The 23,026-nt window shown below is 72.5% G+C and carries 14 protein-coding genes and 2 tRNA genes; 6 read left to right on the forward strand and 10 right to left on the reverse strand.

Going from position 1 to position 23,026, the window contains the following annotated elements; translation table 11 throughout:
* Positions 1-40 precede the first annotated feature (40 nt).
* From gyrA to ACFWRV_RS21490, 3 genes are all read left to right on the forward strand, one after another.
* Positions 41-2,680, forward strand: a complete 2,640-nt coding sequence (gyrA, locus tag ACFWRV_RS21480) for a DNA gyrase subunit A (protein ID WP_384336863.1) — start codon at positions 41-43, stop codon at positions 2,678-2,680.
* A 93-nt stretch (positions 2,681-2,773) separates the two neighbouring features.
* A complete protein-coding gene (locus tag ACFWRV_RS21485) occupies positions 2,774-3,394 on the forward strand; it encodes a DUF3566 domain-containing protein (RefSeq protein WP_384336865.1) in 621 nt (206 codons plus the stop codon).
* 78 nt (positions 3,395-3,472) lie between these two features.
* Positions 3,473-3,549 (forward strand) — tRNA-Ile (locus tag ACFWRV_RS21490).
* Positions 3,550-3,872: 323 nt separating this feature from the next.
* Here ACFWRV_RS21490 and ACFWRV_RS21495 read toward each other — a convergent pair.
* Positions 3,873-4,250 carry a DUF6344 domain-containing protein gene (locus ACFWRV_RS21495; protein ID WP_384336867.1) on the reverse strand — a complete coding sequence of 126 codons (378 nt, stop codon included), beginning with the start codon at positions 4,248-4,250 and terminating at the stop codon, positions 3,873-3,875.
* Between the two features lie 291 nt (positions 4,251-4,541).
* On the opposite strand from ACFWRV_RS21495, the gene ACFWRV_RS21500 reads away from it, so the two are divergent.
* Positions 4,542-4,676, forward strand: a complete 135-nt coding sequence (locus tag ACFWRV_RS21500; RefSeq protein ID WP_003958712.1) for a DLW-39 family protein — start codon at positions 4,542-4,544, stop codon at positions 4,674-4,676.
* Between the two features lie 325 nt (positions 4,677-5,001).
* Positions 5,002-6,333 (forward strand): hypothetical protein, encoded by a 1,332-nt coding sequence (locus ACFWRV_RS21505; RefSeq protein WP_384336869.1) that lies wholly within the window; start codon positions 5,002-5,004, stop codon positions 6,331-6,333.
* Positions 6,334-6,559: 226 nt separating this feature from the next.
* Here the strand turns inward: ACFWRV_RS21505 and ACFWRV_RS21510 are convergent, their stop codons facing one another.
* Both ACFWRV_RS21510 and ACFWRV_RS21515 read right to left on the reverse strand, forming a co-directional pair.
* Positions 6,560-7,930, reverse strand: a complete 1,371-nt coding sequence (locus ACFWRV_RS21510) for a serine/threonine-protein kinase (RefSeq protein ID WP_384336871.1) — start codon at positions 7,928-7,930, stop codon at positions 6,560-6,562.
* A 94-nt stretch (positions 7,931-8,024) separates the two neighbouring features.
* A complete protein-coding gene (locus tag ACFWRV_RS21515; RefSeq protein ID WP_205086932.1) occupies positions 8,025-8,573 on the reverse strand; it encodes a DNA-binding protein in 549 nt (182 codons plus the stop codon).
* A 177-nt stretch (positions 8,574-8,750) separates the two neighbouring features.
* On the opposite strand from ACFWRV_RS21515, the gene ACFWRV_RS21520 reads away from it, so the two are divergent.
* A tRNA-Ala gene (locus ACFWRV_RS21520) sits at positions 8,751-8,823 on the forward strand.
* An 86-nt stretch (positions 8,824-8,909) separates the two neighbouring features.
* Here ACFWRV_RS21520 and ACFWRV_RS21525 read toward each other — a convergent pair.
* The 7 genes from ACFWRV_RS21525 to ACFWRV_RS21555 all read right to left on the reverse strand — a co-directional run bounded on the left by ACFWRV_RS21525 (position 8,910) and on the right by ACFWRV_RS21555 (position 23,018).
* Positions 8,910-9,605 (reverse strand): thioesterase II family protein, encoded by a 696-nt coding sequence (locus ACFWRV_RS21525; RefSeq protein WP_384336904.1) that lies wholly within the window; start codon positions 9,603-9,605, stop codon positions 8,910-8,912.
* 2 nt (positions 9,606-9,607) lie between these two features.
* Entirely contained in the window at positions 9,608-10,594 is a 987-nt protein-coding gene (locus tag ACFWRV_RS21530) for a fatty acid desaturase (RefSeq protein ID WP_384336874.1), read from the reverse strand.
* An 83-nt stretch (positions 10,595-10,677) separates the two neighbouring features.
* Positions 10,678-17,172: an amino acid adenylation domain-containing protein gene (locus tag ACFWRV_RS21535; RefSeq protein WP_384336876.1), complete on the reverse strand. Its 6,495-nt coding sequence runs from the start codon at positions 17,170-17,172 to the stop codon at positions 10,678-10,680.
* Positions 17,173-17,194: 22 nt separating this feature from the next.
* The gene (ltaE, locus tag ACFWRV_RS21540; protein WP_384336878.1) at positions 17,195-18,241 is read right to left on the reverse strand and encodes a low-specificity L-threonine aldolase; all 1,047 of its coding nucleotides are present in this window, start codon (positions 18,239-18,241) and stop codon (positions 17,195-17,197) included.
* Positions 18,242-18,293: 52 nt separating this feature from the next.
* Positions 18,294-20,561 (reverse strand): pyridoxal-phosphate dependent enzyme, encoded by a 2,268-nt coding sequence (locus tag ACFWRV_RS21545; protein WP_384336880.1) that lies wholly within the window; start codon positions 20,559-20,561, stop codon positions 18,294-18,296.
* Positions 20,558-21,544, reverse strand: coding sequence for a kinase (locus ACFWRV_RS21550; RefSeq protein ID WP_384336882.1), 987 nt, complete (start codon positions 21,542-21,544; stop codon positions 20,558-20,560). Before ACFWRV_RS21550 ends, ACFWRV_RS21545 begins: the two co-directional genes overlap by 4 nt.
* Positions 21,513-23,018 carry an argininosuccinate lyase gene (locus ACFWRV_RS21555; protein ID WP_384336884.1) on the reverse strand — a complete coding sequence of 502 codons (1,506 nt, stop codon included), beginning with the start codon at positions 23,016-23,018 and terminating at the stop codon, positions 21,513-21,515. The genes ACFWRV_RS21550 and ACFWRV_RS21555 overlap by 32 nt, the downstream gene beginning before the upstream one ends.
* Positions 23,019-23,026 lie beyond the last annotated feature (8 nt).

Here is a 23,026-nt window from a genome sequence, read left to right on the forward strand (position 1 = left end):
CGTATCCGCACGCCGCAGCTCGAAAGGACTTTGACCAGCAATGGCCGACGAGAACACCCCTGTGACACCTGAACCCGCGACGCCCGACGAGGAGGACACCGTCCCCGGCGTGGGGATGCGTGTCGAGCCCGTCCAGCTCGAGACGGAGATGCAGCGCTCCTACCTCGACTACGCGATGTCCGTCATCGTCTCGCGTGCGCTGCCCGACGTACGGGACGGCCTCAAGCCCGTCCACCGCCGGGTGCTGTACGCGATGTACGACGGCGGCTACCGCCCCGAGAAGGGGTTCTACAAGTGCGCCCGCGTCGTCGGCGACGTCATGGGCACGTACCACCCGCACGGCGACTCCTCCATCTACGACGCCCTGGTGCGCCTCGCGCAGCACTGGTCGATGCGCATGCCGCTGGTGGACTCCAACGGCAACTTCGGTTCTCCGGGCAACGACCCGGCCGCCGCCATGCGGTACACCGAGTGCAAGATGATGCCGCTGTCCATGGAGATGGTCCGGGACATCGACGAGGAGACCGTCGACTTCCAGGACAACTACGACGGCCGCAACCAGGAGCCGACGGTCCTGCCGGCGCGCTTCCCGAACCTGCTGGTCAACGGCTCCGCGGGGATCGCGGTCGGCATGGCGACCAACATCCCGCCGCACAACCTCCGCGAGGTCGCCGCCGGTGCGCAGTGGTATCTGGAGCACCCCGAGGCCTCGCACGAGGAGCTGCTGGACGCGCTGATCGAGCGCATCAAGGGCCCCGACTTCCCCACCGGCGCGCTGGTCGTGGGCCGCAAGGGCATCGAGGAGGCGTACCGCACCGGCCGCGGCTCCATCACGATGCGCGCGGTCGTCGCGGTCGAGGAGATCCAGGGCCGCCAGTGCCTGGTCGTCACGGAGCTTCCGTACCAGACCAACCCCGACAACCTCGCGCAGAAGATCGCCGACCTGGTCAAGGACGGCAGGGTCGGCGGGATCGCCGACGTCCGCGACGAGACCTCCTCGCGTACGGGGCAGCGCCTGGTCGTCGTCCTCAAGCGGGACGCGGTCGCCAAGGTCGTCCTGAACAACCTGTACAAGCACACCGACCTCCAGACGAACTTCGGCGCGAACATGCTGGCGCTCGTCGACGGGGTGCCGCGCACGCTGTCGATCGACGCGTTCATCCGCCACTGGGTGACGCACCAGATCGAGGTCATCGTCCGGCGGACGAAGTTCCGGCTGCGCAAGGCGGAGGAGCGGGCACACATCCTGCGCGGCCTCCTGAAGGCCCTGAACGCCATCGACGAGGTCATCGCCCTCATCCGGCGCTCCAACACGGTGGAGATCGCGCGCGAGGGCCTGATGGGCCTGCTGGAGATCGACGAGCTCCAGGCGAACGCGATCCTGGAGATGCAGCTGCGCCGGCTGGCCGCGCTGGAGCACCAGAAGATCACCGCCGAGCACGACGAGCTCCAGGCGAAGATCAACGAGTACAACGAGATCCTGGCCTCGCCCGCCAAGCAGCGCACCATCGTCAGCGAGGAACTGGCGGCGATCGTCGACAAGTTCGGCGACGACCGGCGCTCCGCGCTGGTGCCCTTCGACGGTGACATGTCCATCGAGGACCTGATCGCCGAGGAGGACATCGTCGTCACGATCTCCCGCAGCGGCTACGTGAAGCGCACGAAGACCGACGACTACCGCTCGCAGAAGCGCGGCGGCAAGGGCGTGCGCGGGACGAAGCTGCGGGAAGACGACATCGTCGACCACTTCTTCGTCTCGACGACCCACCACTGGCTGCTCTTCTTCACGAACAAGGGCCGGGTCTACCGGGCCAAGGCGTACGAGCTCCCGGACGCCGGACGGGACGCGCGCGGCCAGCACGTCGCCAACCTGCTGGCCTTCCAGCCGGACGAGAAGATCGCCCAGATCCTCGCGATCCGCGACTACGAGGCCGTGCCGTACCTGATCCTGGCGACGAAGGGCGGTCTCGTGAAGAAGACCGCGCTCAAGGACTACGACTCGCCGCGCTCGGGCGGTGTCATCGCGATCAACCTGCGCGAGATGCCGGAGGGCGGCGACGACGAGCTGATCGGCGCCGAGCTGGTGTCGGCCGAGGACGATCTGCTGCTCATCAGCAAGAAGGCCCAGTCGATCCGGTTCACCGCGACGGACGACGCGCTGCGCCCGATGGGCCGCGCCACCTCGGGCGTGAAGGGGATGAGTTTCCGCGAGGGCGACGAACTCCTCTCGATGAATGTCGTCCGGCCCGGTACGTTCGTCTTCACCGCTACCGACGGCGGGTACGCGAAGCGGACCCCCGTCGACGAGTACCGCGTCCAGGGTCGCGGCGGCCTCGGCATCAAGGCCGCCAAGATCGTGGAGGACCGCGGATCGCTCGTCGGTGCGCTGGTGGTCGAGGAGACCGACGAGATTCTCGCCATCACGCTCGGCGGTGGTGTGATTCGTACGCGAGTCAATGAAGTCAGGGAGACGGGCCGTGACACCATGGGCGTCCAACTGATCAATCTGGGCAAGCGCGACGCCGTCGTCGGTATCGCGCGCAACGCCGAGGCCGGTCGTGAGGCGGAAGAGGTCGATGGGGCCGATGACGTCGACGGCGAGGCCGAGGTTCACGCCGAGGGCGTGAGTGAGGGCACTGTCGAGGGCACGGAGCCTTCGACCGGGGAGCACGAGGAGTAGAGCGTGAGTGGAGCCACGGGCGCCGGTTCGGCCGCTTCCGGAGCAGGAGCGAACGGTGCCCGTGGCCCTGCCACGGACTCCCAAGGGGGCACTGTGACGGACACACGAGGGTCTCAGCCCCAGTACGAGGGTTACGCGACCGGGCCGCTGCCCGGCGAGCGTGAGCCCGCACCGGGGCCTTCGGGGCCGTACCACCCGCCCCAGGCGTACCAGGCGCCCGGCGGCGGAACCCAGGGCGGCCAGCAGCGCCACGACCAGGGCGGCGGCACGCTGGGCGGCGCACAGGGCGTGGGCGCCGCGCAGGCGACGCGCAAGCCGCGCACGGGGGCGCGGACCACGCCGCGTACCCGCAAGGCCCGTCTGCGGGTGGCGAAGGCCGACCCGTGGTCGGTGATGAAGGTCAGCTTCCTGCTGTCCATCGCGCTGGGCATCTGCACGGTGGTGGCGTCGGCGGTGCTGTGGATGGTCATGGACGCGATGGGCGTCTTCGAGACCGTCGGCGGCACGATCAGCGAGGCCACCGGCTCGAACGAGAGCAACGGCTTCGATCTGCAGTCGTTCCTGTCGCTGCCGCGCGTGCTCATCTTCACCTCGGTCATCGCCGTGATCGACGTGGTGCTGGCCACCGCGCTGGCGACGCTGGGCGCGTTCATCTACAACCTGTCGGCGGGCTTCGTGGGCGGCGTCGAGCTCACGCTGGCCGAGGACGAGTAGGTCGCCGAGTATCGATTTTGGGACTGGCCCCGACGTGCGCTAATCTTCAGAAGTCAGCGCGACGCAACACAGCGCGGCGGGGCTATAGCTCAGTTGGTTAGAGCGCATCCCTGATAAGGATGAGGCCACAGGTTCAAATCCTGTTAGCCCCACCAGCACGAAGGCCCCTCACCGGAGACGGTGGGGGGCCTTTCGCGTTGCGGTGGTGCGGTCAGCTTGCGGGGGCCGGCCGGACGAGGTAGCCGTGCTCGGGGCCCTCTCGCTCCCGGGGGTGAGGCCGTACGACGGTCCCGGCTCGCCCTGGTCGCTCCGGTGGTCGGCCTCCTCGCGCGCGGGCGGCGTCGGGCTCTGTGCCGGTTCGCCCGGGGAATCCGCCGTGTGTGCCAGGACCCTGGGGGGTCAGCGGTTCGGGCACACGAAAAGGCCCCCGGCCGGTGTGAACCGGACCAGGGGCCCCGGAGTGCGGTGGGCGCCGGCGTCAGGGGGGCGGGGCCGGGGAGTCGCCTTCCGGGGCTGTGGGGTGGGAGCCGGTCTGGCCGGTGGTGCGGGCGGTCTCCGCGGGGTCGATCGCCAGGTGGCGGGTGGCCGGGGAGGAGCCGTGGGCCTCGGCCCGGATGCGCTGCTTCATCGTGGGCGGGAGAGCCCGGTCACGCGGAAGGGTCCATCGGACCGAGGGAGCGATCGGGGTTGCCGCGGTGGCACCCGTGTGCTCCTGGGTCGTGGTGCTCGGCTGCGCGGCGGCGTTCGTGGCGTTCGCGGTGCTCGCCGTGGCGGTGGCGAGGCCCAGCGACGCCAGGAGGGCGAAGAAGGCGGTGATGAAGGCGGTCCAGAGGTTCTTGGGCTGGAAGGTGCTCATGGCCCCTCGCTTTCGGACGGTCCGGTTGCTGACTTCTCCGATCATGTGGATCCGGGCCGCGTTTTCGAGGAGCGACGCCCGCTCTGTGCCGATCTTCGGATGAACACCACTCGTATGGTGCAACCGGGCTGGACAGGCCCTCGATGGCGGCGGAGAGGCGGTCCCGGGAGGTCGATCCGGACGCCGTGGAGGGGCTCCGGCGGGGGTCCGGGCAGGTCACCGATCGGTATCGGCCGGTGTGTATAGTCGGCGACAGAAGGCCCTTACGCCAAGGAAAGACGAGGTAGCGCGGTGAAGAAGCTTCTCCTGGTCGCACTGGCCGCCATCGGCGGGCTCCTCGTGTACCGCCAGATCCAGGCGGATCGCGCCGAGCAGGATCTGTGGACGGAGGCGACCGACTCCGTGCCCGCAGGTTCGGGTGTGTGAGACGGCACAGTCTGTTACGGGCCCCGGTCGCTGAGCGGCCGGGGCTTCGTGCTGTCCGGGGCCTTCTTGTCGTCCGTACTCCGTGTCGCGGGACGGTGACGGCCGATCCCTTGAATTCACTTGAGCAAATCACTAGCTTGCTTACGTGAATGACCGTCAGTACGGGTTTCCGGTGCCGGTGCCCGTGGTGCTGCCGGGAACGCGGACAAGCGGGGCAATCCGGCTGCGGCCGGAGACAGCGGCGGGGCGGGCGGGGCAGGATGGACCGGCATCGCGGCCGGGCGGGCGACGGGCACCGGCGCGTGAGGACGACGAGGGGAAGCGCGTGAAGAGGCAGCGCAACAGGGGCCGGGTGGTGGCCGCGGCACTCGCGGCGATGTGCGCGGCGGCGGTCCTGCCGGGGCAGGCACACGCGGCCGGCCCCGGGGTGTACGCGTTCGACCCCGAGGCGAAGAAGGTGCAGGGGGCGACGGCGAACGTCGAGGCGTCCGAACTCGACGAGGGCGTCCCGTACCGCAGCACCATCAGGGCGGGCGAGAAGCTCTACTACCGGGTCACGCTGGACGACGTCTCCGCCGCCTATGTCTCGGCGGTCGCGGTGCCCGGGGACGGCGGCACGGTCGCCTACGGCGACGGCGTCGACGTCAGCCTCCGGGAGACCGACGACTCCCAGTGCGGCTCGGGGCGGGCGAACTTCGGCTCGGGCGAGTACGCCCGTCCCATCGCCGCGTACGCCTTCCGGACCGTCGAGGAGGGCAGTACCACCTGCCAGGAGGGCGGTCAGTACGACGTCCTCGTCGAGCGCGAGAGCAAGGACACCTCCGACTCCGGCACCTGGAACCTGGAGTTGCGCTTCCTCCAGGAGCCGCGGCTCAGGAGCGGGTCGTCCATGCCGACCGAGGCGCCCGACAGCTGGCCCTCGGCCTCGCCGCCACCTCTGACAGGTAAGCAGCAGAAGCGGTCCGGCGGGGCCGGGTACACCGAGGCCACCAGCCTGGAGAACGGCCGCTGGCAGGACACCGTGGCCCCCGGACAGACCCGCTTCTACCGGGTGCCGGTGGACTGGGGGCAGCAGATCCACGCCACCGCAGGGCTCTCCAACAGCACAGGCTCCGCGGACGAGTTCGTGGGCAACGCGCTCACCCTGTCGCTGGCCAACCCCGCCCAGGGGCCGGTCTCCGACGCATCGCTCTCCTACTCCGGAGGGCCCGCGTCCGCGTCGCTGCAGCCGCTGCCGCCGGTGGCCTACCGCAACCGGTTCGACTCCTCGACCCAGGTCAGCGCCATGCGCTTCGCGGGCTGGTACTACCTGTCGGTGTCCCTCAGCCCGAAGCTGAAGGAGTCCTACGGGGCCGAGCCGATCCCGTTCGAGCTGTCGGTCCAGGTGAAGAACAAGGCCGAGGAGTCCCCGTACGACGGTGACGCCGGGGTCTTCGGCGTCACCGACGAGGACCGGGAAGTGGCGCGCAAGGGGCAGAACGCCGAGCAGGCCGCGAAGAGCGGCCCGATGAAGGCGGTCGCCGCGGCCGGTATCGGCACGGGGTCCGTGCTGGTGCTCGGGCTGGGCGTCTGGATGCTGCTGGCCCGCCGACGCGCGGCGGCCGGAGCCCCGGCCGGTGGGGGTCACCAGGGCCACCAGCCGCCGCAGGGCTGGTAGTCGCGGGCCGGAGCGCCGGCGTCCGAACGCGGGACCCTCGCGTCGGCGGTACCGGATCGTCGCGTCGGCGGCACGGGCTCCTGCATCGGAGGCATGGGCCCTCGCGTCGCCGGCACGGGCTCCTGCATCGGCGGCACGGGCCCCCGCGTCGCCGGCACGGGCTCCTGCATCGGCGGGACGGGCCCCCGTGCCGCCGACTCGGGCCCCGCGTGGTCGGCGCGGGCCGTCAGACCTGCGTCAGGGCCCAGATCCCGACCGCGAAGCAGATCAGCGCCAGCACCAGAACCCCGGCCGCCACCTTCGGGGGCGGTCCCGGACGCGTACGCCGTACGGGTGCGTGGGGCGCGGCGTGCTGCACCGGCGGAGCCGGCACCGGCGGGTGCTGCTGGTGCTGCTGCTGGGCGGTGTAGGCGCGGGTGGCCGCGGGATCGTGCGGTACGCCGGCGGTCGGCGCCTGGGAGAGGTTCGGCGCGCCGGCGGCGTACGGGAGCGGCGGGTCCACCGGGGTCGGCGGCTGCGGGAACCCCGGCTGGGCGTACGGCTGTTGCTGCGGGGGCGCGACAGCGGGCAGGGGCGCGGCCCCGGGCGGCGGGGCGAGGTGGAAGCTGCCCGTCTCCGACATCGAGACGGGGGGCTGGGGGTAGGCCTGCCGGCCGGACGGCTGCGCCGGTGCGGCTGCGGGGCGTGGTGCGGGCTCCGCGGGCTGCTGCGGGACGGTGACGGGCCCGTCGGGGCCGAATCCCCCGGGCAGGGGCCCGATCTGGTCGAACACTTCCACCGGCTCGTCGTCCGGGCCGGGTTCGGGCAGCATCTCGACCGCCGCGGTCAGGGCCTTGCGCGCTCCCGTCGCCGTACGGAAGCGGGCGTGCGGGTCGGGCTGGAGCAGACCGGCGAGAACCTGCCACAGCGGCTCGGGAATGCCGCGCGGCGCGCTCGGGGTGCCGTGCTCGGCGAAGTGCTCCACCAGCGCCTGGGAGTCGGGCTTCTGGCCCTGGAGGAGGTAGAGGGCGACCAGGCCGACCGCGAAGAGGTCCGCGGGGAAGTCGGGCTCGGCGCCCATCATCTGCTCGGGGGCGAAGTAACCGGGCGTGCCGACCACGTAGTTGGTCTCGGTCAGCCGGGGTTCGCCCTTGCGCATCGAGATGCCGAAGTCGGAGAGGCGCAGATGCGGGCGGCCTGTTCCGGTCGCCTCCATCAGGATGTTGGCGGGCTTGATGTCGCGGTGCACCACCCCTTCGGCGTGCACCGTGGACAGCCCGGACAGCAGCTGGTCCAGCAGCAGGCAGACGAAGCGTGGGGGCAACGGGCCGTAGTCGCCTATGACATGGGCGAGCGAGCCGCCGCTCACCAGGTCCATGGTGAACAGGACCTTGTCGTCGTCGGCGGCCCAGCTGGCCGGGGCCAGCACGTGCGGGTGCTCGATGCGAAGGGCCTGTTCGCGGACGAAGCGCAGCAGCGTGTGCGCGTCGCTCTGCTGGAGCACCTTGGCCGCGACGTACCTGCGGCGGCGGTGGTCCCAGGCCCGCCAGACGGCCCCGACCCCACCGCGTCCGATCGGATCGATCAGCTCGTACCGACCGGCGAAGACCTCACCCATTGTGCTGCGCCCGCTCCCCGTTCCTGTGGTGCCGCGGCGTTCGCCGCGGCCCGTCCCGGCCCCCGTGCCCTTCCGGCCTGATCCGGACGAAGGCCTAGCTCTGGTGCCCCTCGTAGTGCGCGACCGCGTCCGCGGTGCGTCCCGCTCCGTACACCTTGAGGAACTCTGCCAGCTCCGGGTGGGTCGGGGCGAGGGCGTCCGCGGCATCGATGATGTCGCCGGCCGCCGCGACCGACCGCAGCAGGGACTGGATCTCGCGCACCACACGGCGGACGGTGGGCGCTCCACCGGTGGAGCCGGTCTGGCCGGTGGCGGTCAGGACGGAGCCGCCCTGCGACTTCTTGATCTCCTCCATGCGGTCGGTGGCCTCGCCCGCGCTGACGCTGCCGTCGGCCACCTGGCTCGCCAGCTCCTGGAGGGCCTGGACGCGCTGGACCACCGCGGGGTTTCCGATCTTGGCCCGCTGGCCGCTCATGAGCTGGGAGAGCATCGGGGCGGAGAGCCCGAGAACAGCGGCCAGCCGGGCCTGGTTCAGGCCGAGGTCATCGATCAGCCGACGGAAGAGCGCCCCCAACGGCTCTCCGTACCAACTGCGTTGAAGCTCTCTGGCTCTTGCCGTCGCCTCTTGTTGCGCTGCGTCCATGGCGTCTCCCCATCGCTGCGGCTTCGCTGCTGCGAACCTTGCGAGCATCTTACGGAGCGTGGTCGCCCACGGGGAGTCCCTATCCTTTTGCAGGAATGCGGGGGTCACCCGGTACTCTGGTCCGCGAGGGTAGCCCCGGCACCGACGTGCTGGGCACTGCCTTCGTCGTCGTGGCCCGGGGCCTTAGCTCAGTTGGTAGAGCGCTGCCTTTGCAAGGCAGATGTCAGGAGTTCGAATCTCCTAGGCTCCACGCGATAGTGCCCCTCTGACCTGCGGAAACGTGGTCAGAGGGGTTTTTGTGCCACGAAGTGCCGACCGCACGCGTTACGCGGCGGCTCAGAGCAGTCCCCGCACCGTCTTCCACATCGTGTCCCAGTCGTCGGAGAGGTACATGTGCCCGCCCGGCAGGTCGAGGGAGCGGAACGGCTCCGAGGTGTAGGCGGCCCAGTCCAGCCAGGGGGCGGTGGGCACCAGGGTGTCGTCCGTGCCGCGGATCGCGGTCAGGGGCAGCGGCAGGGGTTCCGGTTCCCGCGCGGGGTCCGGGGTCATCAGGGTGACGTCGGCGCGCAGGGCCGGCAGCAGCAGGGAGCGCAGGTCGGGGTCGCGCAGCAGGGCGAGGTCCCCGGTGAGGGTCTGGCCGGTGGCCGCGCAGAGGTCCGCCACGGCCTGTTCGTCGTCGGTGGCGGAGATCGGCAGGGGGCGGCGGTGGCGGGGGCTGACGGTGCCGCTGACGATCAGGTGGCGGGGGCGGGGGCCGCCGCGGGCCACCAGTTCCCGGGTGGCGCCGTGGGCGAGGGCGGCCCCGAAGCTGTGGCCGAAGACGGCGAAGGGGGCGGTTCCGACGGCGGCGAGGATGCGGTCGGCCGTGCCCCGCGCGGCCGCCTCGATGGTGGGGTAGAAGGGCAGGCCGAACTCCTCCTCGCGGCCGGGGAGCTGGATCGGCACGGCGGTCAGGTCCGGCGTGGAGAGTGCTCTCCAGCGCCGGTAGACGCCCGCGCCCGCTCCCGCGTACGGCAGGCAGATGAGCCGCATGTTCACGCCGCCTCCCGCGGCAGGCCCGTGCGGGGCTGTTCCAGGACGCGGGTGCGGTAGCGGATCGTGCCGCGGTACGCCTCGTCGTTCGCGAGGAGTGCGCGGTGCAGCCGGGCGATCCGGTGGTGCGGTACGCCGGGCCACAGGTGGTGGACCGTGTGGAAGCCGTCGCCGTGGGGGTGGAAGAGCAGCCGCTGGCGGAGGCCGATGTTGCTGACCGTGCCGCCGAAGACGGTGTCGGCCTCGCGGTAGATGTGTTCGTTGGCCTCGCCGACGAAGCGCAGGGCGGGCAGGCCGACGAGGTGGGTGGCGAGCCAGCCGAGTCCCGCGGCCAGCGCCCAGGCCGGGCCGCCCATGAGGTGGGCGGGCAGCACGATCGCGAGGGCGCACCACAGGAAGGGAAGAGCGGTGGTGAGGGGCGCGGCGCCCATGGACTCCAGCCAGCCGCGCTGGTAGGCGCCGAACCGCCGGATCATGCCGCGAGTGTACGGCAGGACGCCGGAGCGGTCGAGGTTCTCCAGGTCCAGTTGCTCGTAGCGGGCGCGGTCGGGGTCATCGGCCGTGCCGAAGCGTCCGTGGTGCAGCAGGTGGCTCGCCCGGTAGTCGTCGATCCGGGCCCCGGTGGGCACCCCCGCCAGCAGGGTGGCCAGGACGTCGCCCGCCGTGCGGTGGCGTCGGCTCCAGTTGAAGTGGGACGCCTCGTGGACGAGGCATTCGAGCGCGCGCAGCTGGCGCGCCGCGAGGAGTGCGGCGACGGGGAGCGCGAGGGTGAGGGCCCACCAGCCGGCGGCGCGGACGGCGGGTGAGGTGGCCGCGAGCAGCAGGGCCACGACGCTCAGGTGGTCCAGGACGGCGGTGCCGGTGGTCCGCCACAGCTGGGTCGTATGGGCCTCGGCGATCGCCTCGCGCAGGTGTGACGGGTTGCGGTAGCCCCTCTTGTAGGCGGTCTCGGGGAGGCCGAGATGAGCGCCCGGTGGTGACGAAAGCATAGAAATCCCCCATGGTGCGGTGTAAAGGGGGCGGCGGAGGCGCTGGGCTCTCCGCCGCCCGAGGTGCTGGTGAGAGGCGGGCTCTAGCGGCGCAGGGTGCGGCTGCGGCGGACGATGCGCGGGCCGTCGTCCTCGGCCCCGGCAGCGGCGGCGGCGTCCGGTGTGCCGGCCGTGTCGACGACGGCGGCGAGCCCGGCGACCGTCGGCGCCTGGAAGAACTCCTGCACGGTCAGCGGTACGCCGAACCGGGCGCGGATGCGGGTGAGGGCCTGGATCGCCAGGAGCGAATGCCCGCCCAGGGCGAAGAAGCTCTCCTGGCGGCCGACGCGGTCCAGCCCGAGGAGCGACGCCCAGATCTCCGCGACCCCGCGTTCGGTGTCCGTGGCGGGGGCGGCGTACGCGAGCCGGGTGGGCCGCACCCCGAGGGCGAGCAGGGCCCTCTGGTCCACCTTGCCGTTCGTCGTGAGCGGCAGCGCGTCGAGCACGCGGTACGCGGAGGGCACCATGTAGTCCGGCAGGGCAGCCTCGGCGCAGCCGCGCAACTGCGCCTCGTCGGGTGCGAGTGCCCCGCTCTCCGGGACCACGAAGGCGATCAACTGCCGCCCTACGGACGGGATGTCGACGGGCAGGACACGGGCCTGGTCGACCGCCGGGTGCGCCGAGAGCGCCGCCTCGATATCGCCCAGCTCGATCCGGAACCCGCGGATCTTCACCTGGTCGTCGGTCCTGCCGTGGAACTCCAGCATCGCGTCCCGCCGCCAGCGCGCCAGGTCGCCCGTGCGGTACATGCGCGAGCCGGGCGGACCGAACGGGTCGGCCACGAACCGCTCGGCGGTCAGTCCCGGGCGGCCCAGATAGCCGCGGGCCAACTGGGCACCGGCCAGATACAGTTCGCCGGTCACTCCCGGCGGCACCGGCTGGAGCCGGGCGTCGAGCACGTACACCTGGACGTTCTCGATCGGCCGGCCGATCGGCGTACGGTCGTGGACGTCGACGCAGTCCATCACGGTGACCGCGACGGTGCTCTCGGCCGGGCCGTAGCCGTTGAAGAACGTGCGTCCCCCGGCGGTCCACTGCGGGACGAGTGAGCCGGCGTAGGCCTCGCCGCCGACCGACACCAGGCGCAGTCCGGGCAGCCGCTCCGGATCGAGCAGGGGCAGCATCGCCGGCGGGAACTCCGCCACCGTGACGCCCGTGGAGCGCATCAGCTCCGTGAGCACCTCGGGGTCGCGGCGCTCCTCGTCGGAGGCCACCACCAGGGCGGCGCCGGAGAGCAGCGAGCAGTAGACGTCCTGGGCGTGTACGTCGAAGGTGGGCGCCGCGAAGTGCAGGAGCGTGTCGGCGTCGGTCACCTCGTAGCGGCGGGTGAGCGCGTGGAAGAAGCTCACCACCGCGTGGTGCTCGACCAGGACGCCCTTGGGCAGCCCGGTGGATCCCGAGGTGTGCACCACGTACGCCGCGTGGCGCGGGGTCAGCGGGCGCACCCGGTCCGCGTCGGCCGGATTCCCCTCCTTCCCCGGGGTGTTCACCAGGTCGGCGACCGACTCGACGGTGAACACGGCGACCGGCGCGGCGTTCTCCAGCGTGGCGGCGGTCCGGGCGGCGGGCGCGGCGGGGTCGATCGGCAGGTACGCGGCGCCGGACTTCAGCACGCCGAGCATGGCGGTCACCATGTCCGCCGAGCGCGGCAGCACCAGCGCGACCAGGTCCTCGGGGCCCGCGCCGGCCGCGATCAGGTGGTGCGCCACCCGGTTGGCGCGGGCGTTGAGCTCCCCGTAGGAGATCGTCCGGCCGGCCCAGACCAGGGCGGGGGCCTCGGGGGCGCGCGCCACCCGCTCCTCGAACAGCTCGACGAGGGTGGCCGGGGCGACCGGGCGGGTCCGCGAGTTCCGCGCGACGACGAGGTCGGCGCGCTCCTCGGGGGCCAGCAGGTCGACGGCGGCCAGGCGGCGGCCGGGGTCGTCGGCGAAGGCCTCCAGGATCCGGACCAGCCGGTCGCCGAAGTCCTGTGCGCTCGCCTCCTCGAAGAGGTCCACGCTGTACTCGACGTAGGCGTCCAGACCGTCGGGGGCGCCGTCCGGGGTGTGGCTCTCGGTGAGGTCGACGTGCAGGTCGAACACCGCCGAGTCGAGGTCGAGCGGGACCGGTTCGGCCCGTACGCCGGGCAGGTCGAGCAGGTCCTCGGTGTCGTTGTGCAGGGTGAGCATCACCTGGAACAGCGGGTGGCGGGTCAGGGAGCGGACCGGGTTGAGCGCCTCGACCAGCCGCTCGAAGGGGATGTCCTGGTTCTCGTACGCGGCGAGGTCGGTGGCCCGTACCCGGCCCAGCAGCTCCCGCAGCGTGGGGTCGCCGGAGGTGTCCGTGCGCAGCGCCAGCGTGTTCACGAAGAAGCCGACCAGCTCGTCGAGCGCCTCGTCGGTGCGGCCCGCGATCGGGCTGCCGATCACGATGTCCGTGCCGCCGCCGAGCCGGCCCAGAAGGGCGGCCAGACCGGTCTGGAGCACCATGAAGAGACTGGTGTCGGTCTCCCGCACGCGTTCCAGGAGCCGTCGGTGCAGCGGCGCGGGGATCCGGAACGGCACCGTCCCGCCCTGGTTGCTCGCCACCGCCGGACGCGGCCGGTCGACGGGCAGCACGGTCTCCTCCGGTGCGCCGTCGAGCGCCGTGCGCCAGAAGGCGAGCTGGCGGGCGACCGTGCTGTGCGGGTCGTCCTCGCTGCCGAGGAGGTCTCGCTGCCAGAGGGTGTAGTCGGGGTACTGCACGGGAAGCGGCGGGAGTTCGGGTGCCGCTCCCCGGGCCCGTGCGCGGTAGGCGGCGGCCAGGTCCCGCCACAGGGGGCCCATCGACCAGCCGTCGCCGGCGATGTGGTGGATCACCAGCAGGAAGACATGGGTGTCCGGGCCGGTGACGAAGAGATGGGCGCGTACCGGCGGGTCGACCGTGACGTCGAAGCCCTCGCCCGCGGCCCGGGAGGCGGCGGCCGCCACCTCCTCACCGGTGGTCTCGGTGACGACGAGCCGGGGGTGTGCCGCCGCCGCGTCCAGGAGTTGCTGCCGGGGGCCGTCGGCCGAGTCGGGGAAGACGGTGCGCAGCGTCTCGTGGCGGGCGACGAGATCGCCGAGGGCCGCTCGCAGGGCGTCGTGGTCGAGGGGACCGGTGAGCCGCAGCGCGGAGGGCATGTTGTACGCGGCCCGCTGGTCCTCGAACCGGTTGAGGAACCAGAGGCGTTGCTGGGCGGACGACAGCGGTACGACGTCCGGGCGCTCCGCGCGGACCAGGGGCCTGCGCGCGCCGTCGGCCGCGTCGAGGGCCCGGGCGACGGCCGCGACCGTCGGCGTCTCGAAGACGGTCCGGATGGGGAGTTCGACGCCGAGCTCCGAGCGGATCCGGCTGATCAGCCGGGTGGCGAGCAGTGAATGGCCGCCGCCGGAGAAGAAGTTGGCGTCGACGTCGGGCCAGTCCCGGCCGAGCACCTCGCCGAAGAGGGCGCACAGCTGCTCCTCGCGGAGGTTCCCGGGCGCGCGACCGGCCGCCGCCGGGGTGAACGAGGGGGCGGGCAGGGCGCGGCGGTCCAGCTTGCCGTTGGGCGAGAGCGGGAACGCGTCCAGCGTGACGAACGCGCTCGGCACCATCGCGGAGAGCAGGAACTCCTCCGCGTGGCGGCGCAGTTCGCCGGTGTCCAGGGTGCTTCCCGCGTCCGGTACGACGTAGGCGGCCAGGTACTTCCCCTCGGGACCCTCGTCCCGGGCGAGGACCGCGACCTGGGCCACCGAGGGGTGCCTGGCCAGCACCGACTCGATCTCGCCCGGCTCCACGCGGATGCCGCGGATCTTGACCTGGTGGTCGGCCCGGCCCTGGAACTCCAGGGTGCCGTCGGACAGCCGCCGGGCGAGGTCGCCCGACCGGTACATCCGGGAGCCGGCCGGCCCGTGGGGGTCGGCGACGAAGCGTTCGGCGGTGAGGCCGGGGCGGTCCGCGTAGCCGCGGGCGACGCCCTCGCCGCCGATGTACAGCTCGCCCACGACACCGGCGGGCACCGGCCGCAGCCGCCCGTCGAGGACGTAGACCCGGGTGTTGGCGACGGGCCGGCCGATCGGGGCCGCGACGGGCCAGTGGGCGGGGTCGGCGGGCAGGGAGTGGACCGTCGCCCCGTGCGCCTCGGCGGGGCCGTACAGGTTGTGCAGCCGCCGGCCGTTCCCGGTGTGGTGGGCGCGGGCGCGGTCGTCGAGGGTGAGCGCCTCACCGGCCTGCTGGACGTCGGTCAGGGAGGTCAGCGCGAGCCCGAGCTCCTCGGCGGCCTCGTACACCGCGTCGATGACCGGGGCCGGCGCGTACAGCTCGTTGACCTGGTGGCGGTCGAGCCAGCGGGCGAGCTGTTCGGCGCTGCGCCGGGTGTCCTCGGTGGGCACCATGAGCGTCTTGCCGGAGATGAGCGTGGAGAGGATCTCCTGTACGGAGACGTCGAAGCCGACCGCGGTGAACTGGGCCGTCCGGGCGCCGGTCATGCCCGCCATCGTGTCCCGCTGCCACAGGATCAGGTTGCGGGGCCCGGCGGCCGGCATCAGGACGCCCTTGGGGCGGCCCGTGGAGCCCGAGGTGTAGATCACGTACGCCGTGTTGAGGGCGGTGAGCGGCGCGGTGCGGTCGGCGTCCGTGGGGTCGGTGGCCGGGCGGTCGGCGGTCTCCGCGATCACCGCGGGGTCGTCCAGCAGCAGCCGCTCGGCACCCTCCGGCACCAGCCCGGCGGTCCGGGAGTGGGCGATCGTCAGGGCCGGGGCGGCGTCGCCGAGGAGGTAGGCGACGCGGTCGCGGGGGTAGTCCGGGTCCACCGGGACATAGGCCGCTCCGCTCTTGAACACGGCGAGCAGCGCCACGATCATGTCGAGCGACCGGGGCGCCAGCAGGGCGACGGACCGCTCCGGGCCCGCTCCCCGGGCGATCAGGGTGTGGGCGAGCCGGTTGGCGCGGTCGTTCAGCTCGGCGTAGCTGAGGGTCTCCCCCTCGAACATCACTGCGGTCGCGCCGGGAGTCCGGGTGACCTGTTCCTCGACCAGAGCGGGCAGGGTCGCCTCGGCGACGGGCGCGGCGGTGGCGTTCTGTCCGGCGGTCTCCCGCGCGTGCTCCTCGGGGGTGAGGAGCACGATGTCCTCGACGCGGGCGTCGGGTGTGGTCAGCAGGGCCCGGAGAGCGGCGAGGTAGTGGCCCGTCATCCGCCGTACGCGGTCCTCGTCGAAGAGGTCCTTGCTGTAGACGAAGCGGCAGGCGGTTCCCTCGGATCCGGCCTCGAAGTGCACTTCGAGGTCGAAGCGGGTGACGCGGTCCTCGATCTCCAGGAAGCGCACGTCCAGTCCGGGGACGCGGGTCTCCTCGCGCAGGTCCAGGTAGTTGCCCATGACCTGGAAGACCGGGTTGAGGCCGGGGTCGCGGTCGGGGGCCAGCTCCTCGACCACCCGGCCGAAGGGCGCCTCCTGGTTGGCCTGGGCGGACAGCAGGTTCTCGTGTGTACGACGCCGCAGCTCGGCGAGCGTCGCCCCGCCCGGCACCCGGGAGCGCAGGGCCACCGTGTTCACGAAGAACCCGACGATCCCCTCGAACTCCTTGCGGGTCCGGTTGGCGACGGGCGCGCCGACGATGATGTCCTCCTCGCCCGTGTAGCGGTGCAGCAGGACGGTGAACGCGGTGAGCAGGACGCTGAACGGGCTGACCCCCTCGCGTCGGCACAGCGCGCGCAGCCGCCGCTCCAGATCGTCCGGGAGCGCGGCCAGGAGGGTGCCGCCCTCGAAGGAGGGCCGGGCCGGGCGGGGCCGGTCGGCGGGTATCCGCAGGACGGGCAGCTCGCCGGCCAGTTCGGTCTTCCAGTGGTCGACCTGGCGGCGCAGTTCGCCGCCCACGAGCGACTCCTGCTCCCAGCCGGCGTAGTCCGCGTAACCGATCGCGAGGGCGGGCGGGGTGGCGGGCGTGCCGCGGACGCGGCCCTCGTAGAACTGCCAGAGCTCCCGGGAGAAGACGCTCTCCGACCAGCCGTCGGTGACGATGTGGTGGAAGTTGAGGAAGAGGTAGTGGCGGCCTGTGCCGGGGCCGGACCGGAACACGGCGGCCCGCAGCAGCGGCCCCTCGGTCAGGTCGAACGGGATCTGCGCCTCGTCGGCCATCTTGCGCAGGACCTCCGCCTCGACCGCCTCCGGCGTGGCGCCCGGGACGTCGGTGCAGGGGATGCCGAGCGTGAGGGCGGGGGAGATCCGCAGCACCGGTTCGTCCGTCTCGCGGCCCAGGACGGACCGCAGCATCTCGTGCCGGCCGACCAGGTCCTGGAGTGCGCCGCGCAGGGCGTCCAGGTCGAGCGTGCCGTCGATGCGCAGGGCGAAGGGGACGTTGTAGGCGGCGTTGCTCCCGTGCAGCTGGTCCAGGAACCACAGTTGGCGCTGGGCGCTGGAGGCGGGCAGCGGTCCGGCCCGGTCCACCGTGCTGATCGTGTTGTCCGCGAAGACGTCCCGGTCCGTGCTGAGGAGCATGTCCAGGAGTTCGGCCTGGAGGTTCTGGGCGGTGTCCGGCGCCGTGCCGGTGTCGTGCTGTGCCATGTCGGTGTCCTGGGGCGCCATGTCAGTGCTCCCGTCCGTCGGCGAGCACCTGGCGCACGATGGACAGCGCCCGGTCGATGTCCGCCTCGCGGACCCCGCAGTGGGTGACGGCGCGCAGCCGGCCGTGGCCGAGTTCGGCCAGCGCGAGACCGTGCCGGCCGACGGCCTCGACGAACGTCTGCCAGGTGAAGCGGGGGTCGCTCACCTTGAACATCACGATGTTGGTCTGCACGGCGCCCGGGTCGACGTCGATGCCGTCGATCCCGGCGAGCCCCTCGGCCAGCCGCAGCGCGTTCGCGTGGTCGTCCTGGAGCCGGTGCAGATCGTCCAGGGCCACCAGCCCGGCCGCCGCGATGAGGCCCGCCTGCCGCATGCCGCCGCCGAGCATCTTCCGGGCCCGCCGCGCCTCCGCGATGAACTCGGCGGTGCCCACGACCATCGAGCCGATCGGTGCGCCGAGTCCCTTCGAGAGGCAGAACTGCACGGAGTCCGCGTACTGCGCGATCTCGCTGACCGGCAGCCCCAGCGCGGTGGCCGCGTTGAAGACCCGCGCCCCGTCGAGGTGCACCGCGACCTCGCGCTCGTGCGCGAACTCCCACACTTCCTTGAGATAGGTCTGCGGCAGCACCACCCCACCGCAGCGGTTCTGGGTGTTCTCCAGGCAGATCAGCGAGGGCAGCGCGAACTGCTCGTCGTCCGGGTCCTCGGGGAAGCCCCGGCGCAGATCGGACAGGAGCAGCCGGCCGTCGCCCTGGTTGGGGACCGGCTCGTACATGACGCCGGCGCAGACCGTCGCCCCGGCCGCCTCGTAGATGTAGATGTCGCTCTCCGCGCCGACCAGCATCTTCGAGCCGCGCGGCGCGTGCGTCATGATCGAGACGAGGTTGGCCATGGTGCCGCTGGGCAGCAGCAGGCCCGCCTGCTTGCCGAGCAGGTCGGCGGCGCGCTCCTCCAGTTCGAGGACGGTCGGGTCCTCGCCGTACACGTCGTCGCCGAGGCGGGCCTCGTTCATCGCGCGCATCATGGCGGGGGTGGGCAGGGTGAAGGTGTCGCTGCGCAGTTCAATCATGGTCGGTGCTCTCTTCGCTGCTGGTCTGTGGGTGGTGTCGGAGCGCCGGGGCTCAGGCGTCGGGGCGCACCCGGACGTCGACGGAGCGCAGGGCCGCGTCCAGGGCGTCGGCCACCTCGGCGGAGCCGGCTCCGGCGGCGACGATGTGGCCGAGCCGGTCGTAGGCGTTGCGCGGCGGGCGTACGGCCGCGCCTTCGCGGGCGGTCACGGTGACGCGCTCGACGCCGTCCAGGGCCTGGGCCTCGTCGGCGCCGGCCACGGTCTCCAGAGTTCCGGCGCGGTCCGCCAGCAGGAACTGGATGCCCGCGTGGCCGCTCCGGTCGGCGGCGAGGTCGACGGGGAGGGCGGCGGCGGCCCGGATCTGCTGCTCCAGGAGGTCGCGGCCGGTGGCCAGCCGGATCAGCTCGGGGATCATGCCCCCGGCCAGCCGCGGGTTGATCTCGATGATCGCCGGTCCGTGCCCGGTGAGCTTGACCTCGGTGTGCGTGGGGCCGGTGCGGATGCCGACGGCCTTCAGCGCCCGCCGGACGGTCTCGGTCAGCTCCTCCCGTACGGCCTCGGGCAGTTCGGCGGGGAACAGGTGCCGGGACTCGACGAAGTGGGGAAGGCCCGTGAGGTGTTTGGCGGTGACGCCGACGCAGGTGGCCTCGCCGTCCTCGCTGAACATCTCCACGCTGTACTCGGGGGCGTCGAGATACTCCTCGACGAGCACGGTGCGCGCGGTGGGCAGGCCCCGCACGTTGGTGTGCACGGCGAGCACCCGGGCCGCGTGGGCGACGGCCTCCTCGACCGTGGTGCACAGGAGCACGTCGTTGGAGCCGGAGTCGTCGGCGGGCTTGACCACGCACGGCAGTCCCACCGCCGCCACCGCCCCGGCGGTCTGCGCCTCGTCCGTCACCACGGCGAAGCCCGGCCGGCCGACGCCGGCCGCCGCGAGGGTCTGCCGCAGCCGCGCCTTGTTGCGGCAGACGGCCGTGGCGTCCTCGGGGTTGCCGGGCAGGCCCAGCCAGTCGGCGAGCGCGGCGACCGTCGGCACGTAGAAGTCGCTGGTCGTGGTGATCCCGGCGATCTCCTCGCGGCGGAAGTGCTCCTGGATCAGCCCCCGCAGGGCGGGGAGGTCGTTGGTGTCGCAGACCAGCACCTCGCACCCGGTGCCGTCCAGCCCGGCGTAGCGCTCCGGGTCCCCGGTGAGCAGGACGGCGGTGAGGCCCAGGCCGGCGGCGGTGCGCAGCGCCTGCACTCCGGTGCCGCTGGTGTTGGCCTCGACGAAGAGGAGGTGGCGGCGGCGTTCGGGCCGCCCGCTCAGCTCGGCGCGGGACCAGGCGTACACCTCGGTGCCGTAGTCGACCGTGACGGGGGCCTCGGACAGCGGGAGGTCCGTCAGCCGGTGTTCCTGCCAGTAGGCGTCGCTGTAGACGGTGGTGGTGTACCGGTCGCCCCGATCGGGGAAGATGCCCGCGATCCTGGTGCCGGGCGCGGCCCGCAGCGCGGTCTCGCGCAGCAGCCGGTAGACGGAGCCGGAGGTGTTGCCCGCGAAGATCTGCTGTTCGCGGGCGAGCGCGCGGGTGGCGGTGAACGCCTCGTGGTCGTTGAGCCAGTGGACCTCGTCGATCTGGGTCCGGTCGAGGTTGTTGGGGTGCAGGCTGTTGCCGAGCCCGCTCTGCTTGCGGCCCGGGACGTCGGGCTGGTCGAAGAGGGTGCTGCCGACCGAGTCGACGCCGATGACCCGGAGGGCGGGGAGGTGCGCCCGCAGGGCGCGGGCGGTGCCGCAGAGGGAGCCGCCGCTGCCGACCGCGCCGACCAGGATGTCGATGGGGCCGAGGTCCTCCAGGATCTCGGTGGCGAGCGCCCGGTAGGCCCCGGGGTTGTCGGGGTTGCTGTACTGCCGCGGCCAGAAGGCGTCGGGCATCTCGCGCATGAGTTCCGCGAGCCGGGCGAGCCGGGCGCCCTGCCAGCCGCCGTCGGTCATGGCCGGCACGACATGGACCTCGACGCCGAGTGCCAGCAGCTTCGCCATGGTCGTCGGGTCGGTCCGCGGGTCGGTGACGATGTGGACCGGGTGGCCGAGCGAGCGGCCGACCAGGGCCACGCCGAGCGCCATGGTGCCCGAGGAGCTCTCCACCACGGGGGCGCCCGGCCGGAGCACGCCCAGCCGGCGGGCCTCGGCCAGGATGTTCCTGGCGACCCGGTCCTTCATGCCGAAGGCGTTCGCGAGCTCCAGCTTGGCGTACACCTCCGTGCCCGCGGACGCCGGCAGGTCGAGGCGGACCAGCGGTGTGTGGCCGACGGCTTCGTTCATCGAGTCGAAGATCATGTTCATGCCCCCCAGGCACGGTCGGTGTGCGAAGAACGAGCGGATACGGGCACGGCCCGGCGGGCGCCGGACTGCCAGGCGTCGCCCGTGCCGAGCGAGCGGTGTACGGCGGTGGTGCCGGGCAGCTCGGCGCAGGCCGCGCGTGCGGCGGCCACCTTCGCCTCCAGGGCCGGGTCGTCGGCGGCGTACAGGATGCCGAGCACGGTGCCGCTGTGCGCGCAGACCACCCCGAGCCCGCCCGTCGCGGCGCTGACGCGCTCCAGCTCGGGCAGCCGTCGGCGGGGCCGCAGCCGGGCGTTGAGCTGGGCGCTGCGGGTGGCGACCTGTCCCACGGTGGTGAGGTCGCCCGCGCGGACGGCCTCGCACAGCCGGTCCAGCAGCCCTGCGTACTCCCGCTTCTCGGCCTCCCCGGCCGGTTTCGCCGCCCGGTTGTGCACGATCGTGTCGACCTGGCCGCCCTCGTCGTGCGCGACGATCACCAGGGGCGGCAGGGCGCCGAGGGCTTCGCGGAGCTCGGCCTCCCGGTGGTAGTAGGCGACGATCTCGTCGTACATGACGCCGTCGGTCGGCTCGATCTCCCGCAGGAGCGACTCGATCGTCGGGGCGTCGAACGCGGTGCCGAGCGCCGCCGCCACGGCACGCGCCGTGGCCACCAGGTCCGCCGACGAGCTGGCCATGCCCTTGCCCTCGGGCAGTTCGCTGTCCAGCTCCAGGACGCCGCCGCCCCCGTGCCCCGCCGCCGCGAGGGCGAGCCGGGCGATCCGCAGCGCCTTGCGCTTGTGCGGCGGCCAGACGACCAGTCCGCTGCTGTCGGGGAAGTGCTGGAAGGAGGCCGTGCTCCACGCGGCGACCGGGAAGGTCACCATGAAGTGCCGGTCGCTGCCCGGCAGCACCCCCTGCAGCAGTTCTCCGAAGGTCCCGAAGGCCCGGCCCGTTCCCCGGGCCGCCCCGTCCGTCTCAGACAGCACCGTGCGCGGTGTCGCTTCCATCAGCTCTCTCCCCCGTTCCCCGGGCGTCGACCGCCCTGTCCTGCCATTCGTTGACGAGCCGCTCGCGTTCCGCGCCCTGGGCGCGCAGTGCGGCGGCGACCGCCTCCGGGTGCGTGGACCCGGAGGACTTCATACGGAGCAGTGCCTGTCCCACGTCGAAGGCGTCGCCCAGCGTCCCGGCCGGGTCGCGCAGGACCAGGCCCTCCGTCGCGGCGGCCTCGCGCAGCAGCTCCGGGTCGGTGTCGGCCGGGGCGAGCCCGGCGTCCGATGCCGCCACGACGTACCGGCCGGCGATCACCTGGGCGCGGCGCCAGGGGATCTGCTCGGCGAGCGTGAGGGAGTTGGCGAGCGAGAAGCCGCCGAGGAACTCCCGGGCGCACACCCGGGCCATCCGGTCGGTGTCGAAGTCGAGATGGCGCAGGACCTCGGTGAACAGCCGCAGGGTGCTGCGCAGCGTCTCGAAGGACTGGTTGACGTACGCCCCGGCCTCCTTGGACACCTCGACGGTGTTGGAGTACGGCGTGTTCCGCTGCCCGAGGCTCGCGTCCAGGTGGAAGGAGGACAGATGGGCGCTGCGGCCGCGGATGCGCTCCAGGACCGGGAAGTTCTTCTTCTGCGGCATCGCGGAGGAGATGCCGCACAGCTCGTCGGGCAGGTCGATGAAGCCGTACTCGCTGCTGCCCCAGGCGAGCAGATCCGTGGCGAAACGGCTCAGCGTCACCCCGAAGACGCCGAACTCCGCCGTGATTTCGAGCGCCCAGGCGCGGGAGGCGACGGAGGTCAGCGCGTTGGGCTGCACCCGTCCGAAGCCGAGGAGCGCGGCCAGCCGGTCGCGGTCCCACGCCAGCTCCTGCCCCGACATGGCGCCCGCGCCGAGCGGGCACGCGTCGAGCGATTCGTAGGTGGCGAGGAGGCGGCGCAGGGTGTGCTGGACGTGCTCGGAGAGCGCCGCCAGATGAAAGCCGGGCGTGATGATCTGGGCGGCCTGGTGGTGGGTGTAGCCGGGCATCGGCCGGTCGGCCGTGCGGGCGGCCAGCGCCCGCGCGGCGGCCTCGAACTCCAGCAGGTGCTCCGCCGCCTCGACGAGCCGGGCCCGCCCGAACATCAGCTGGGCGCAGGCCTGGAGGTCGTTGCGGCTGCGGTCGACGTGCCAGGCCGGGACGGGCGCGGAGAGCCCGGACTCCACATGGCGTTCGAGGGCGAACGCGATGTCCGACATGGTCGACTGCCGGTTGGCCGCGAGGACGTCCCTCGTCGCGCCGGCCAGCAGGCCGTCCAGCTCGGCCGCCTGCGCGGGGGTGACGAGCTCCATGCGGGCGTATTCGGCGACGAGCGCCCGCTCGATCCGTACGTAGAACGGCAGCAGGTGCTCGGACTCGTAGCGGAACTGCGGGTCGAGGATCTCCTCGCGCAGCAGGGTGCTGGGGCCGCTCGCGATGCGGCCGGTGAGTGCGGTGGTGTGCGGTGTGTTCACAGGGGTGT

Source organism: Streptomyces sp. NPDC058576 (genome assembly GCF_042718715.1).
In the GTDB taxonomy this organism is placed as follows: Bacteria; Actinomycetota; Actinomycetes; order Streptomycetales; family Streptomycetaceae; genus Streptomyces.

What these genes read in the sequence shown, in the direction of transcription:
- ACFWRV_RS21510 (WP_384336871.1), bottom strand. Translation starts at nt 7,930, where the DNA reads ATGGGTGAGGTCTTCGCCGGTCGGTACGAGCTGATCGATCCGATCGGA.
- ACFWRV_RS21530 (WP_384336874.1), bottom strand. Translation starts at nt 10,594, where the DNA reads ATGCTTTCGTCACCACCGGGCGCTCATCTCGGCCTCCCCGAGACCGCC.
- ltaE (WP_384336878.1), bottom strand. Translation starts at nt 18,241, where the DNA reads ATGATTGAACTGCGCAGCGACACCTTCACCCTGCCCACCCCCGCCATG.
- ACFWRV_RS21545 (WP_384336880.1), bottom strand. Translation starts at nt 20,561, where the DNA reads ATGAACATGATCTTCGACTCGATGAACGAAGCCGTCGGCCACACACCG.
- ACFWRV_RS21550 (WP_384336882.1), bottom strand. Translation starts at nt 21,544, where the DNA reads ATGGAAGCGACACCGCGCACGGTGCTGTCTGAGACGGACGGGGCGGCC.
- ACFWRV_RS21535 (WP_384336876.1), bottom strand. Translation starts at nt 17,172, where the DNA reads ATGGCACAGCACGACACCGGCACGGCGCCGGACACCGCCCAGAACCTC.
- ACFWRV_RS21495 (WP_384336867.1), bottom strand. Translation starts at nt 4,250, where the DNA reads ATGAGCACCTTCCAGCCCAAGAACCTCTGGACCGCCTTCATCACCGCC.
- gyrA (WP_384336863.1), top strand. Translation starts at nt 41, where the DNA reads ATGGCCGACGAGAACACCCCTGTGACACCTGAACCCGCGACGCCCGAC.
- ACFWRV_RS21515 (WP_205086932.1), bottom strand. Translation starts at nt 8,573, where the DNA reads ATGGACGCAGCGCAACAAGAGGCGACGGCAAGAGCCAGAGAGCTTCAA.
- ACFWRV_RS21525 (WP_384336904.1), bottom strand. Translation starts at nt 9,605, where the DNA reads ATGCGGCTCATCTGCCTGCCGTACGCGGGAGCGGGCGCGGGCGTCTAC.